12 protein-coding genes are annotated in these 14,945 nt (G+C 42.4%); 7 read left to right on the forward strand and 5 right to left on the reverse strand.

Annotated elements, in window-relative coordinates; translation table 11 throughout:
* The first annotated feature begins 627 nt into the window (after positions 1–627).
* The gene (locus tag CXF95_RS17580) at positions 628–1,548 is read left to right on the forward strand and encodes a cation diffusion facilitator family transporter (protein ID WP_101199879.1); all 921 of its coding nucleotides are present in this window, start codon (positions 628–630) and stop codon (positions 1,546–1,548) included.
* Positions 1,549–2,271: 723 nt separating this feature from the next.
* Here CXF95_RS17580 and CXF95_RS17585 read toward each other — a convergent pair.
* Positions 2,272–3,489, reverse strand: a complete 1,218-nt coding sequence (locus CXF95_RS17585) for an Nramp family divalent metal transporter (RefSeq protein WP_101199880.1) — start codon at positions 3,487–3,489, stop codon at positions 2,272–2,274.
* A 33-nt stretch (positions 3,490–3,522) separates the two neighbouring features.
* Complete coding sequence (locus CXF95_RS17590) at positions 3,523–7,191, reverse strand: hydantoinase B/oxoprolinase family protein (RefSeq protein WP_101199881.1); 3,669 nt, start codon at positions 7,189–7,191, stop codon at positions 3,523–3,525.
* A gap of 96 nt (positions 7,192–7,287) precedes the next feature.
* On the opposite strand from CXF95_RS17590, the gene CXF95_RS17595 reads away from it, so the two are divergent.
* Positions 7,288–7,581: a putative quinol monooxygenase gene (locus CXF95_RS17595; RefSeq protein WP_101199882.1), complete on the forward strand. Its 294-nt coding sequence runs from the start codon at positions 7,288–7,290 to the stop codon at positions 7,579–7,581.
* An 83-nt stretch (positions 7,582–7,664) separates the two neighbouring features.
* Positions 7,665–8,411, forward strand: a complete 747-nt coding sequence (locus tag CXF95_RS17600; RefSeq protein WP_101199883.1) for a DUF4097 family beta strand repeat-containing protein — start codon at positions 7,665–7,667, stop codon at positions 8,409–8,411.
* Between the two features lie 92 nt (positions 8,412–8,503).
* Here CXF95_RS17600 and CXF95_RS17605 read toward each other — a convergent pair whose 3' ends face one another.
* Both CXF95_RS17605 and CXF95_RS17610 read right to left on the reverse strand, forming a co-directional pair.
* Positions 8,504–8,749, reverse strand: a complete 246-nt coding sequence (locus CXF95_RS17605; protein ID WP_101199884.1) for a hypothetical protein — start codon at positions 8,747–8,749, stop codon at positions 8,504–8,506.
* Between the two features lie 2 nt (positions 8,750–8,751).
* Positions 8,752–8,937, reverse strand: coding sequence for a hypothetical protein (locus CXF95_RS17610; RefSeq protein WP_101199885.1), 186 nt, complete (start codon positions 8,935–8,937; stop codon positions 8,752–8,754).
* A 172-nt stretch (positions 8,938–9,109) separates the two neighbouring features.
* Here CXF95_RS17610 and CXF95_RS17615 point away from each other — a divergent pair, with 172 nt between their 5' ends.
* The 4 genes from CXF95_RS17615 (at position 9,110) to CXF95_RS17630 (ending at position 13,828) form a co-directional block, all read left to right on the forward strand.
* Positions 9,110–9,856 carry a ferredoxin--NADP reductase gene (locus CXF95_RS17615; protein ID WP_101199886.1) on the forward strand — a complete coding sequence of 249 codons (747 nt, stop codon included), beginning with the start codon at positions 9,110–9,112 and terminating at the stop codon, positions 9,854–9,856.
* Between the two features lie 350 nt (positions 9,857–10,206).
* Entirely contained in the window at positions 10,207–10,827 is a 621-nt protein-coding gene (locus CXF95_RS17620; protein ID WP_101199887.1) for an OB-fold-containig protein, read from the forward strand.
* 77 nt (positions 10,828–10,904) lie between these two features.
* Complete coding sequence (locus CXF95_RS17625) at positions 10,905–12,644, forward strand: flotillin family protein (protein ID WP_101199888.1); 1,740 nt, start codon at positions 10,905–10,907, stop codon at positions 12,642–12,644.
* A 362-nt stretch (positions 12,645–13,006) separates the two neighbouring features.
* Positions 13,007–13,828 (forward strand): SDR family oxidoreductase, encoded by an 822-nt coding sequence (locus CXF95_RS17630; protein ID WP_101199889.1) that lies wholly within the window; start codon positions 13,007–13,009, stop codon positions 13,826–13,828.
* Positions 13,829–14,196: 368 nt separating this feature from the next.
* Here CXF95_RS17630 and CXF95_RS17635 read toward each other — a convergent pair whose 3' ends face one another.
* Positions 14,197–14,793 carry an HD domain-containing protein gene (locus CXF95_RS17635; RefSeq protein ID WP_101199890.1) on the reverse strand — a complete coding sequence of 199 codons (597 nt, stop codon included), beginning with the start codon at positions 14,791–14,793 and terminating at the stop codon, positions 14,197–14,199.
* Positions 14,794–14,945 lie beyond the last annotated feature (152 nt).

Raw genomic sequence — 14,945 nt, forward strand, 5'->3', positions numbered from 1 at the left:
TTGTGAAGCAGAATGACTATTTAGCAGCGAATAGTAGCGAATAGTAGCGAAATTTCGACGGTTTTTAAGTGTGAACGAGCGGGTTGTCTTAAGTATCTGGAGTCAGTGAACTAATAACTACCACACATTCTGAACTCCTCCGACACGAAGTCTGCTCATCCACATTGCCCGCATTTTGCAGCTGGACAACCCACTTAACTGTATTCATATTGTTAAATCTTAAATAATCTCGAACCCATCACTTTAAAGCGTAAAAATGAAAAGCTACCCACCACCTTGTGAATGTCGATTAGACTGTACTTGGGTACTTTATTACTTTGGTTTCTGTGTCAATGTTTACAAATGACTAGAAACTTTCGACCTGCTATTTAACTGCTCCATAAATACATTTCATCGGCTCTGAACCTGCAGGCTCCATGATTGAGTGCATTTGATTAACGATTTAAAATAGTAAGAGATGCAATCAATTAAATCACGTATATTTGGGCCATTTCTGTCTTAATTTCTATCCCAATATGCGGTTCAATTAACCCTCTAAATCACCAATACAATATTTTTTGAAATCACTATCTTATTTTGGAAAGTGGAGTAATATCCGCGAATTCAATACCTCTCAGTCTATTTTCAATGGTCATTGGTTTTCACGAAAAAAAAGAAAAACGCCTATTAACCCTGTCATTCTATGTGGCTGGATTATTTGTTTTTGTTGCTTTTGGTTTTGCTCTTATTACTCATTCTGATGCTATTTTATTTGACGGTATCTATTCTCTCATTTCTTTTTTCATGGCTTTGTTAACGTTGAAAGTGGCTAACCTTGTGCAAATGCCCGACGATGACAGATTCCACTTTGGCTATACCGCCATTGAACCCACTCTTAATCTATTTAAATCATTAATTATTATTGCCACTTGTTTGTACGCTGTTGTTGGGTCTATAAATAGTCTGATGACGGGGGGTAATTCTGCGGAATTTGGGCTGGCGATAATTTATGGTGCTATAGCAACAATAGGCTGTTTTGCAGTATCCAGTTATATGAAATATCAAGGTAGTAGTTTGCGTTCAGATTTAGTTGGCGTTGATGCTCATACTTGGTTTGTGGACGGAGTGCTAAGTGCATCGATATTACTGGGTTTTGGTCTTGCTTATTTTATTGAAAAAACTAGTTTTGCAAACTATGCCCCCCTGATCGACCCATTGCTACTTATTTTCTTGGGCACTGCGATTTTACCTATACCAGGCAAAATCATGCTCGATAGCCTCAAAGAAGTCATCAACAAAGCACCGCCTGAAGCTGTTACTGCGGTAATTGAGAAAAAACTCAAGCAAACGCTTTTAGCTGTTCCTTATGAACATGTTGAAGTACGTATCAGCAAACGTGGAAGAGATCTTTATATATTGGTACATATCATCGTTAATGAGTCATTTTCAGTTGCCACTATTAGCGAACTCGATGATATTCGTATAAGTTGCGAAGCAGCCATGCGCGATTGGAATCCATCGATTATCATGGATATTTTGTTCATTAAAGATCCAAAGTTGGCGGGATAGGCTGAATTAATTTGCGTAACCCATTTTTAATTGGGAGTTTATGTACTTGGGTGTTTTCTTAGCTGCTTTTTTATCGGTTCTGATCTCGCAGGTTTCGGTTTCAAATCCCTTATCACGGCTTAGGTTTTCCCACATGAACAACTACTGTGTTGTTACTTAGAAATTGATAAATTGCAGCCGCTTTCATTACCATTCTATCATCTCCGGTAACTAGACAATCTACACCCGACGCCATGGACATGTGTCCCAAACTGGCTATTTTCTCTCTCGCGTTTGTGGATGTGGTGGGTAATAAAGCTCACGGATCCGACATAACTCAAATGAAATCGAGCCGCTATATCTGTCAACTTCGCTGCAACTAACTCCTGGCTAAAATACATTGCAACTTTCTTGCTTCGTTCTCTTTTTGCGAGCCCTTGACTCTTTTTATAATATCGACTTCGGTTATAGCAACATAATTGGCTACGACACTGATCACATGCCCCATAATTAAATCAGGTTAAATGACTCTGCTTTTTTGTTCAGGTAGGTCAAAAGCACAAGCTTCGGCTACGCCTATTTTTGATCTTAAGTGGCTCCACCACTGCTATTTCCAAGAAGCGTGCTTTCACTTTTCCCAAATAGGGCCTGAGAGGAATAATTGGGGTCGTAGTCGATTTACTTTTGGAATCGCTGCATTATTGATTCAGCCGACTATTAAAAATGTTTCTAGACCAGTTGAACTCAAAGCACCCCAGTAGCGCTCATTATCAAACGAATACCTAATCCCGCAGTCACCATTACCACTATGATACCCAAAGTATTGCCCAACCATTTATTGGTATATTGACCTAATTGTTTTTTCTGATTCATCACAACCAGCAAAAATATCGCAATAATAGGCAACAATAAACCATTGGCAAATTGTGCGGTCAAAATAATGCTAATGGGTTTGATGCCGGTTAAAGCCAAGCTTGCACCACTTAAGATGACGCTAAGGGCAATCCACTTGAATATACGTGATGAGGTGCCGCCTTTAATCCCTAATATTTCTGTCATGGCATAGGCGGTGGCTAAAGGCGCGGTGATTGAACTGCTTAAACCTGCCGCAAAAAAGCCTATTCCTAACATGGTCTTTGAAAATGAACCGAATAGAGGCTCCAATTGTGTAGCCATATCGCCGGCCCCTGATATGTTCAAACCGCTCCCAAAGATACTGGCTGCGGCAGTAGAGGCTATCAATATGGTAATCAAACCGCCTAGCCCAATGGCGGTGGCGGTATCTGCACGAGCATGATTCAAATCGGTGACAGATGACCATTTTGCTTTTACCGCGGAGGCATGCAGAAACAAGTTATAGGGTACAACTGTTGTGCCAATGAGTGCGATAACCGTTAACAGGCTGCCGTCTGGAATTTTGGGTGAGGTGAGCCCTTTAAATAGTGCGCTTAAGTCTGGTCCTACTGAGATAAAAGTGCCGATAAATGCGAGTGCCATCAGTGCCACTAATATAAGCAATATACGTTCAATGTGTTTATATGATCCCTGCCACAATAAAATACCGGCTAACAGCGAAATAACTACTACAGAAATGGGGTAAAGCGCTTGGTTTTCGCGTGCTAGTGCTTCTATGCCTAAAGCCGCACCCGATAAGTTACCTGCTTCGTATGCCGCGTTTCCCAAATACAAAGCCACTATGACCAATCCAAACAAGGGCCATTTCCAGATAGACTGACTCAGCATAATACGTAATGTTTCGCCCAGACCTTGTTGGGTTACTAACCCTAATCGGGCTGACATTTCTTGTAATATAATAGTGGCGACAGTCGCAAATAGCAGAGCCCAGAGTAAGGTATACCCGTAATTTGCCCCTGCTAAGGTACAAGCGGTGACAGTGCCCGGACCAATAAAAGCGGCTGCGATTAAAGCACCTGGGCCGATGTTTTTAATGCGTTTTAACATAGGCCTCGAGCTTCTCTTAGATACTTGCTTAAATTATTCATCCGCTTTTCCATAACCGCCTCCTGTGGGTGATTGAATAGAAATACTCTCTCCAGCGGTAACCTCAGTATGGTCACACCCTTTTAAGTCTTTGCACTCGCCGTTGGGTTTAGTTAACCAATTTCGGCCGAGCCTTCCGGTTTCGCCACCCTTAAGGCCATAGGGCGGGGTGACTCGGTGTCCCGACAAAATGGAACACTGCATATCCTCTAAAAAAGTAATCGTGCGGGTAATGCCGTCTCCTGCATTCCATTTACCCTTGCCACCTGAATCGCGATCAATTGTAAATGATTTGAGTATCACCGGGTAACGTTGCTCTAAGATTTCGGGATCGGTCATGCGGGTGTTGGTCATATGGGTATGCACCGCTGCTACACCATTAAAACCATTACCTTTAGCGTCGACTCCCGCGGGACTGCCGGAACAAATTGTTTCGTAATACTGATAATGTTCATTTCCAAAGGTGAGGTTATTCATAGTGCCTTGGCTTGAACCTAATACACCTAAGGCAGCAAATAGCGCATTGGTCACCGCTTGGCTAGTTTCAACATTACCTGCTACTACGGCCGCCGGGAAATATGGATTAAGTAACGAGCCTTCAGGCACAATAATATCTAGCGCTTGCATGCAGCCTGCGTTAAGCGGGACATCATCGTTAACCAAACATCTAAATACATACATCACAGCAGCTTGAGTTATGGCTTTTGGGGCATTCAAATTGTTGTTTTGTTGCTCACTGGTGCCTGTAAAATCAATACATGCCTTTAATTTGGTTTTATCAATACTGATTTTAACCACAATGGTGGCACCCGATTCTAACGGGTAGCTAAACTCGCCATCTTGTAATCTAGCCAGCACTTTTTGTACTGAGGTTTTGGCGCTGTCTTGGATATGTTGCATATAAGCATAAACGGTTTTAAGACTATGCTGCTCGACCAGCTTCAGTAATTCATTTACACCTGTTTTATTAGCGGCGGTTTGCGCCATTAAATCAGCCATATTTTGGGCGATATTTCTAGCTGGATAATCACCTGAAGAAAAAATATTTTCAAGACGCTCAGTTTGAAAATATCCTTGTTCAATTAGTTTTACGCTGTCTAGTAATATGCCTTCTTGATGGATATCTGTGGCCAGGGAAGACATTGAACCCGGTGCGATGCCTCCTACGTCTTCATGGTGAGCACGACTGGCGACATAAAATAAAATATTGGCGTTAGCCGAGTCAAATACTGGGGTAATAACTGTAATGTCGGGTAGGTGAGAGCCCCCGTTGTAGGGATTGTTTTGTACAAATACATCCCCTGCATTGATGGATTGTGGGCCATTTATAATCACTTTGACACTGGCATCCATTGAGCCTAAATGCACAGGCACGTGAGGTGCGTTGGCAATCAAGTTACCAGTTGCATCAAAAATGGCACAGGAAAAATCCAAACGCTCTTTGACGTTGACTGACTGTGACGTATTACGCAGCACTATGCCCATTTGCTGCGCTATGCTCATAAAAGCACTGTTAAATAGCTCTAGGGTGACTGGGTCTGCTTTGCTTAGGGGGTGGGCTTCTGAAGATGAACCTGAATCTAATAGCGTTTTGACTTTCTCAAAGTGAAGGATCAGGTGGCCATTCACATTGACCTTCACCCGCCAGTTTTTTTCAACAATGATGGTGCCTGTTGGTTCAATAATAATTGCAGGGCCTGCTAATTCATGGCCAAACCTAAGTGAAGATAATTGTATTACGGGGGCATTTACCCACTCGCCTTGAGTATAAATTTGCCTGACAGTTTGTATCTTTATTGCTAAGTCGGTGACTAAGATTTGTTTGGCTTCTGTAACCTTCTCGGCGCCACCATAAGATTCAACAATTAACGTATCAATTATTATGGTTTTGTCTGGTGCGCCGGGGGCGGCCCCACTAAAGCCAAACTGTTGTTTATGTTGTTCAGTAAAGTGCTCTTGCATGGTGCTAAAAGAATCTAATGGGATGTTAAGACTGGTGTCGGTATTGAGGTATTTGAGCAAAGCAGTACAGTGATGAGTGATTTGTTTATTGCTTAACCCTTGGTTGTTTAAGTCGTCACTATTGGCGTGTTTCAGTTGCTCAATGGCAATATCAATGGCGTGTATGTCACCTTTTTGAATAAGCGGGCTTGCTACCCTCTGGCGTTCTACCTGTATATCGGCCAGCCCCATACCGTAAGCTGATAATATGCCAGAATAGCTATGCAAGAATATGGTTTTAATGCCTAACTTTTCAGCCACCAAACAAGCATGTTGCCCACCTGCACCACCAAAACAATTCAGTACATAATTGGATACGTCATAACCCCGTGCGATGGATATCTTTTTGATGGCCTGGGCCATATGTTGAATAGCAATCGCCAGAAAACCTTCGGCTACATCTTCAGCGCATCGCCCATCATCAATCTTGTTAGCGATTTCAGCGAAAGCTTGCCGTGAGCTTGTTTTATCTAAAGGTTGGTTTTGCTCTGGGCCAAACAGACTAGGAAAAAAATCCGCCTGAATTTTGCCTAAACACAGGTTAATATCGGTCACTGCAAGTTTACCATGACGGCGATAACATATGGGGCCTGGCACTGCACCTGCAGACTCAGGACCTACCCGAAAGCGTCCATCCTGATAACGTAACACCGAGCCACCACCGGCGGCAACAGTATGAATATGTAACATGGGAACACGCATACGCACCCCCGCAACCTCCGTTTCGTAAGCCTTCTCAAACTCGCCCGCATAGTGAGACACATCGGTAGAAGTGCCACCCATATCAAAACCAATGATTTTATCAAATCCTGCTTGTTTAGCGGTATGCACTGCACCCACTATGCCGCCTGCGGGGCCAGATAATATGGCATCTCGACCACGAAATGACTCAGCGCTAGTCAGGCCGCCAGATGACTGCATAAATAATAATTGAGCAGGCGTGTGTTGGTTAAGCCCTTCGCTAATATTTTGGATGTATCTTAATAATATGGGAGTGAGATAAGCATCCACTAAGGTGGTCTCACCTCTGGATATGAGTTTTTGTAAGGGACTGACTTCATGGCTAACAGAAATTTGCTTAAAGCCAATTTCCTTAGCTAATTGCATCAGTTGTTTTTCATGCTGGTTATATTGGTAGCCATGCATCAGCACTATCGCAATGGCGGTTAAACCTTGGTTATAAGCAGCCTCTAAGGCCTTTTTGCTTAATGGGATATCGAGCTCTTGCAAGACTTTACCCTTAGCCGTGACTCGTTCGTTTATCTCGACAACTTGGGTGTAGAGAATATCTGGCTTTTCAATCTTTAAGGCAAAAGTATCGGGACGTGCCTGATAACCAATTTCAAGTGCATCTTTAAAACCCTTAGTGATCGCGAGTAACACATTGTCACCTTTGCGTTCTAATAAAGCGTTAGTCGCAACAGTGGTACCCATTTTTATTTTGTCGATTAGGTCATCAGGCACAGGATCGGATTGACGGATATCCAGAATTGATTTAATACCGAACACGGCCGCATCGTCATAGGCTTCTGGATTTTCTGACAAGTATTTTTTGCATTGCAGTGTGCCATCGGGATGCCGGGCAATGATATCGGTGAAGGTGCCACCGCGATCAATCCAAAATTGCCAGTTTTTATGAGGTGTATGGAAGTCTTTAGTCATTGGATATGCAGTTGAGAACCTTAATTGTGATTATGCCAGACCCTGTGTTTTAATCTATTCACTCGACAGAAGAATATAAAAGATGACGTAAACGATATGATTATTATTACAGGTGAGTTATTCATAAAAGATGACAGCATGCAGCAAGCTATGCAAGCTTGTCAAAAACATGTTGCTTACTCGCGCACTGAGCCGGGCTGTATTAGCCATGCTGTGTATCAGGATCCTGAAGATGGCTTACGTTTGTTTTTTTATGAACAATGGGAAGACCAAGCTAGTATTGATGCTCATTTTGTTTTACCTAGTTCTCAAGCTTTTGTTGCAGCGGTGAGAATGTTGGTTTCCGCACCACCTACTTTGCATATTTTTAATGCCGAACAAATAAAATAATACGTTATTTAAACTTTTTGATAGTGGTCAGCGACATAGTTTAAATAGGTCATCAGACTCTTGTTTAAAAAAAGGATTAGGTCATGAAAAAGTTGATTGTTGTTGGTTTAATTGTCGCAACTGTGTTTTTGAGTCAAGGGTTATTAGCCGACGTTTGGGGCAGTATAAAGTTACATAAAGAAGTGGAGTTAGCTTTAGCAGACAATGAAATCGGGCAGCTTAACATCGATGTTGGTGCCGGCGACCTAAGCGTAATGGGTAATAAGGACCAAACAGAAATAACCGTCATCGCTAAAGTGTATGGTGAAAAATTAAATGATGATGATTATGTACTTAGTCTTGAACGAGAAGGTGACAAAGCCATATTAATTGCCCATTTCAATGACAATACCTACAACAATGAAAGAATCGACGTAGAGGTCTCCATGCCGTCATCTTTAGCTTTGTTCGTGGATGATAGGTCAGGGGATTTAACCATTGAGTCAGTCGACAATGGTCTTACTCTGAATGACCGCTCTGGTGATATTGAATTAAACAATATCGCAGGCTTAATCAAAGTTGAAGACCGTTCAGGTGATTTAAAAGGTAAAGACTTACGTGGTGACGTGCAAATTAAAGATCGCTCTGGGGAAATTCACTTAAAAGAGGTTATCGGCGATGTAAACATTGACGACTCATCAGGCGATATTCGCGTTAAAAACGTATCTGGCATCGTCACAGTTGCAGACAGTTCTGGTGATATCAATATTAACGGTGCTGCTGATTTTAGGTTGAAAAACGATGGTTCGGGTGATATCAGTTTGCGGAATATTAAAAGGGATTTGAAGTAGCTTTTTTCGAAGCTCCACACAACCCAGACACCTATCTCTGGGTTCACATTTAACGATTTCAGTTAGTATGACGTCGCTTTGTCAGTTTCGAATTACTGCTTTTTTCGATATTTTCTATTTTCATTTAACTGCACACCAATAGAAAGTAGCGCTGAGCAATAGCACATGACAGCCACAAACCCTGTGGGTACTGCCAATAGCAACATACTAGAATTCCAACCAAAAATAGCCATCATAGTACATATAATTCCTAACAAAAAATCCCTTAGAATAGACTGCCAACCAATGACCGCTTTTGAAACTCCCGGTTTAGCATGATGATTTATTTTATTTCCCAAACCTAACCTCTAAATGTAACGCCCGAAACACCGGTCGGACTAAAATTGCTGTAGTGAAACGGTAGCAGCTTTAAACCGATCCAAGTGACTTCTTTTGGCTGTTCAAAACCCTTATCCGCTTGATTCAGGATGCTTTCTATATCAACTTCTTGGCTCTCCCATTGCGCCACACCACCACTGGCAGTCATCTCGACAATGAACTTATCTGAAAATGTGGTTGCACTTGCTTGTTGTGAATTTTGTCTGCCAATTTATCTGTATGTTGTCTCTGGTTAGCTATCTCGAAATCATACTCACTTCTATTCAAAGGTGCATATGATATTGTGGTGTCAGATTTAAATACCAAACGTGGATAATTGAATGGCACAGTGGTTAGATGCAAAAGTGGTGAGTAGAACAGATTGGAATGATCATTTGTTTAGTTTACGTTTTTCTTGTGCGGACTTTCCTAAATTTAAGGCTGGGCAGTTCACTAAAGTGGGTGTTGAACAAGATGACAAAATACTATCCCGCCCTTATTCACTTGTTTGTGGGCCTGATGATAATGAGCTAGAGATTATTGCTGTACCTGTTGAAGATGGCTTGTTGTCTCCCAAGCTACATACACTGCAAATTGGTGATTCTTTAAAAATCATGTCACCCGCAACAGGGTTTCTGATCCTTGACGAAGTACCGAAAAGCCGAGATTTATGGTTAATGGCAACGGGTACCGGTGTGGGACCTTTTTTGTCTATTTTAGCCTCCGAACAGGTTTGGCAAAGTTATGAAAATATAATACTAGTCTATGGCGCACGTTATGAGGAGGACCTAGCCTATTTACCACTGATTGAAAGCTGGTCCAAGCAATATGCGAGTAAGTTTCACTTCGTGCCAATCGTAAGCCGTGAACATAAGGCTGATAGATTACACGGGCGTATCCCAACATTACTTAAAACAATATCGATTCAAGAACAAGTAGGCTTAGATATTCATGCCGACCATAGCCAAGTCATGTTATGTGGCAACCCAGCTATGATCGAAGAGGCCACGCAAACCTTAATTGAATTGGGTTTATCTAAACACCTTCGCCGTTCGCCGGGGCATATATCTTTGGAGCGGTATTGGTAGAAAAGAGCAACTGCGCGTTATTAGCGTCGAGTTCGAGTAAAGCAGAGTCTGTCATTCAAAATTAACAGTACATCTAAGATAATGATCTTCAGAACAGCCAAATCTTTGCCACTTGCAAAGTCCATTTTGATGTTTTTACATTCTCATAAAAAGTATGTCAGATAGCATATTTGTTTAGAGTAATTTAGTAAGTTTGACTCTTACCACCTATATCCAATAACAGCTAAAGTTACTTTCTACTTTTGATAAACGTGCTTCAGAAGGTAATTTTCATACACTGAGTCTAAGCCGGTTGAATAGATGATCCGCATCGTTTATGATTCTTATCATAAAGGTTGTAAGGACACGATATGGTTATTGAATTTTTAACCCACGAAGCTAACGCCCCATATTTTTTTGCACTTTCTTTTTTGGTTATCCTTTTTGTCTTTGAGGTGTTGGGATTGCTTATTGGTATGAGTGTAAGTCATGCCTTTGATAGCTTAATTGATTTTGATGTAGACACCGATGTAGGTGGCCATTTAACCCTTTTAGGTTTGGGTAAAGTACCATTTATTATTTGGTTAACATTCTTTTTTGGCTTATTTACCATCCTCGGATATGCCGCCAACGCAATCTCCAGTTCTATAGTAGGGTTTATGCCTATTTGGTTAAGCATAGCCCCTGTAGTTATTGTATCTTTCATTATCAATGGGGTTTTGTGCAAGGCGTTTGCTAAAGCCTTTCCTCGATTTGAAACCACAGCTGTTAGCACCGATACCTTTTCAGGTAGGGTTGCCAAGGTAACAATTGGTAATGCAACATTTACAAAATTTGCTATGGGAGTAGTGATTGATGAGCACCAAACCTCCCATAACATAAGAGTACAAGCGATGGATGACGGTATTATTCTTAATCAAAGTAATCACGTTATTCTCGTTGAAAAAATAAAGGGTAGCGCAATTTGGCTTGCTATTCCTTATGAAAACTAAGCCGAATTCTGCGTGTTTTTTATTTTAAACACTCAAAAACTATACACACCTAAACAATCCACTAAGGAGTATTATAAATGGATTTAAATAACATCATTGGTTACGTAGTAGCCGCAGGTATCTTATTACTTGTTCTTTTCATCGTCGGATTCTCATTATCGAGGATGTATAAAAAATCGACCAAAGATTCGGCGTTGGTTAAAACCGGATTGGGTGGTGAAAGAGTCATCACAACTGGTGGCGTAATGTTGATCCCTGGCTTCCAAGAGCTAATGAGAGTCAACATGCGCACGCTGCGTATTCGCGTTGAGAAACGAGAAGCTGAAGCATTGATTACTGAAGACTGTATGCGTGTTGATGTTGGCGCCGACTTTTATGTGCGCGTCGCAAGTGATACTGACTCTATTGCCAAAGCCGCTCAAGCGCTCGGTGATCGCCTAGATGATCCTGATAAAGTGAAAGAGCTAATGGAATCTAAGTTCGTCGGTGCGCTTCGTTCAGCCGCAGCTTCGATGTCAATGGATGAGCTTCATAAGAATCGTCCTGACTTCATTCTTGCCGTACAAAATGCCATCGCTGATGAGTTGGCTCAAAACGGTCTTGAACTCGAGTCGGTTTCACTTACTAGCTTCGATCAGACCAAACTTGAGTATTTTGACGAAAATAACGCGTTTGATGCACAGGGCCGCGCAAAACTTGCAGAAACTATTGAAGGTCGTAAACAGCGTACTAACGAAGTTGAGCAAGAAAACCGCATTGCAATTGAGCAACGTAATCTTGAAGCCGAAAAGGATTCACTCGCAATTGAGCAGCAAAAACGTGAAGCTGAAATTGCCCAAGAGCAGGAGATTCAAGTTAAAGAAGCTGAACAAAAAGCCTTGATAGCTGCTAAGCGTGAAGAGCAAGAGCAGAAAGAGCGTGAAGCTGAGATTGGAAAAAATCTTGCTATCGAAGCCGCTGAAATTGCAAAAAGTCGAGCTATTGAATCGGCTGAAATCGAGAAAAAATTAGCGCTTGATAAGATGAAAATTAATCAACAGCGTGACCTTGAAGTTGCTGAACAGGAACGTCAAATTATCATTGCTGAAAAGTCAGAAGCTGAATCTGCAGCCCGTGCTAAGGCAGCAGAAGCAGAACAAGACAGAGTGGTCAAAGAAGAAGGCGTCATCACAGCTGGTGAAGTCGCTAAAGCTGAGCGTCAAAAGCAAATTGAAGTTATTGATGCACGTAAAGTGGCTGAGCGAGAAGCGGTAGGTATCACTGTTGCTGCTGAAGCTACTAAGAAAGCTGCTCAAGATGATGCTGATGCGAAGTTGATTCTTGCCAGAGCGAATGCGGATGCAATCATAATGAAGGCTGAAGCGGATGAGAAGCAATATACGGTTGATGCTGAAGGTCGTCGTATCTTGAATGAAGCTGACAACGCCTTGAGCGAAGGACAAGTAGAACTTCGTCGCATACTCGCAACACTTGATGCGTTGCCTAAGGTTGTTGCTCAAGCTGTTGAGCCTCTTAAAAATATCGAAGGTATTAAGATCTTACAAGGCTATGGTGGCGTGGCTGCTGGCGCTTCAAATGTAGCTGGTGGTGCTGCGTCGGGCGGTGATCCTATGTCACAGCTTACAAACGCTGCATTAGGCTATAAAGCCCAAGCTCCTGTAGTTTCTGCGTTACTAAATGAGTTAGGTCTCGGTGGATCCCTTGAGGATCTTGTTTCTGGAGGTGCACTAGCCGACCTTGTCAAAGGTAAAGCGACTGCTGAATCTTCAGAAGCCGCTGATCCGGTAGATGCTGGAGTCACTGAAACGGGTCGCTAACCTTAACCTTATGTGTATTGGTTTGGGTCAAGGTATAGTGACAATTTTTGAGTAAGTAAGAGAGACTTAGTTCAGGATAAAATTAAGTCTAAAAAAGCCATTTAAAATGGCTTTTTTTATGTGTGGTATTTTCTTCTCCTTTCCCTTGAGCTGATTCACTAGTATTTAGCTGCGACCCAAGACAGGCTATTAGGTATAAACATCTGTAAAATTATAAACCCAATTCACACCTTGTTTCTGTCTTATCAAACTTACTAGTAGTCAACTAAATGAATCAAATAGCAACAAAATCGATGCCTGTTGAATAGGTTAGGAATGTGGCTTATTCTTCCTACATTCAACAAGCTCCAAGGAGTCTAGACATGACTGCACGATTTACAAAAAAAACAATTATTATCACTGGTGCGTCTGCAGGTGTCGGCGCCGCCTGTGCCCGGGCTTTTGCTGCTCAAAAAGCAAACCTAGTATTGGTGGCTAGGGGTCAAGAAGGACTAGACTTAATTAAACAGGAATTGTCGACCCAGACTAAGGTGCTTACCGTGGCAATGGATGTAGCAGATACCGAGCAATGTTTGGCTCTGTTTGCTAAGGCTGAGCAGGAATTTGGGACGGTTGATGTGCTGGTGAACAATGCTGGTATGCACAGCCGAGGTAACCTTGATACTATCTCTCCAGCAGACGTAGGTGCCATGGTTGATATCAATCTTCGCGCCCCACTGATGCTGTCTTGTGCCGCTATTCCGTATTTGCGTCGTGCTGGTGGCGGTGGCATTGTTATGGTCGGCTCACTTGCAGGCATGGCTCCTTTGCAGGGCGCAGCAACCTATTCCGCTACTAAATCTGGGTTGCGCGCCTTTGCTTATGCCCTAGCTGATGAGATGCGAGGTACAGGCATACATGTTGGAGTGGTCTCTCCTGGGCCAATTGATACTGGCTTTATTATGGACGAAATTGATAACGTTGAAGACATCGTCTTTTCTCAGCCTATGAGCAGCGCTGATGAAGTAGCCGATGCAGTGTTGAGAATAGCAGCTGGAGATAAATTAGAAATTGCCATGCCAGCTGCCAGTGGCAGAATGGTTAATCTAGGTTATCTGTTCCCTTGGCTACGTCGCTACCTTCGGCCAAAGCTCTATGCTATGGGACGAAAAAATAAAGAGAAGTACCGTAAGATTAAAGAATAATAGGGCATGTAATGAAGCTGTATTATATCCACCGAGGCACTGCACTCCGGGGTCTTCATTTTTGAGCCGACGACAGGTTATCCGATAATAAACGGTCCGTCGGTATTAAGCTTTTAAGGTGTGTGGATGTTGTAAAAAACACTTCATTGGATTTAAATGACAGAAAAACTGAGAGATATATCCAGCAAAATTGTGGAACGCCAGTTAACTTCATACACTAATGTCGTTATTGCTGTATAAGTGAGACAAAAGCAGCAGCACTATCCACATGGTGACATATTATGGGCCTTTCGCCGCTGCTCTCAACCCACTTATTGTTACATGCTTCGAAATCCTGATTCAGCAGGTCAAGTTTGCCTTAAGTCGCTTTAGGCGTCTTTGACCATAGCTGCTTTGTAGATGCTGTTAAGCGGACGGGCGAAAAGTTCCATGACCATGGGTTCAAAGAACTCTATTGCCAAGGAGTCATATTCGGGATCAAAAGCAGGACAGTCATATTTATCGATAAATTCTTCGGTAGCGGCAAAATATTTATGTCCCCGAAATTGCTCGCGCATATCAGGGTCGAGCCCAATATGATGGAAGAAATTTTTGCCCTGAAAAATGCCGTGATGCTGCACAATCCAATGTAACTCTTCTGATACAAAAGGCTTGATAATGGCGGCAGCAATATCGGGATGATTATATGCCCCCAAGGTATCACCAATATCATGGAGTAAAGCCATGACCACATAATCAGCATCTCGACCGTCGCGGTATGCTCGAGTGGCCGTTTGCAAACAGTGAGTAAGTCGGTCGACTGGAAAGCCGCCATAATCGCCTTCCAGTAGTCGTAAATGCTCAAGTACGCGCTTCCCTCCGTTTGCCGCAAATGGGGTTTGTTCTTTGATAATTATTGCCCAATCTTCAGTGGTACTTTGTGCCATATCGCTAAACGCGGCATGTTTACTGGTAGCTTTGTCCATGTACTTTCTCCAAGAGTCTAGGCTTAGAATATTAGCATTGCTATTCGTTAAATTCTCACACTTTATCTTGGGGGGTAGTTAGTTATGGTGGATGACTTGTTAAGTTGGTGCGGGCAGTACACAACATTGATACTAGGTTTTAACTTTGACGC

Origin of the sequence: Paraglaciecola sp. MB-3u-78 (assembly GCF_002835935.1) — a bacterium.
Classification (GTDB): domain Bacteria; phylum Pseudomonadota; class Gammaproteobacteria; order Enterobacterales; family Alteromonadaceae; genus Paraglaciecola.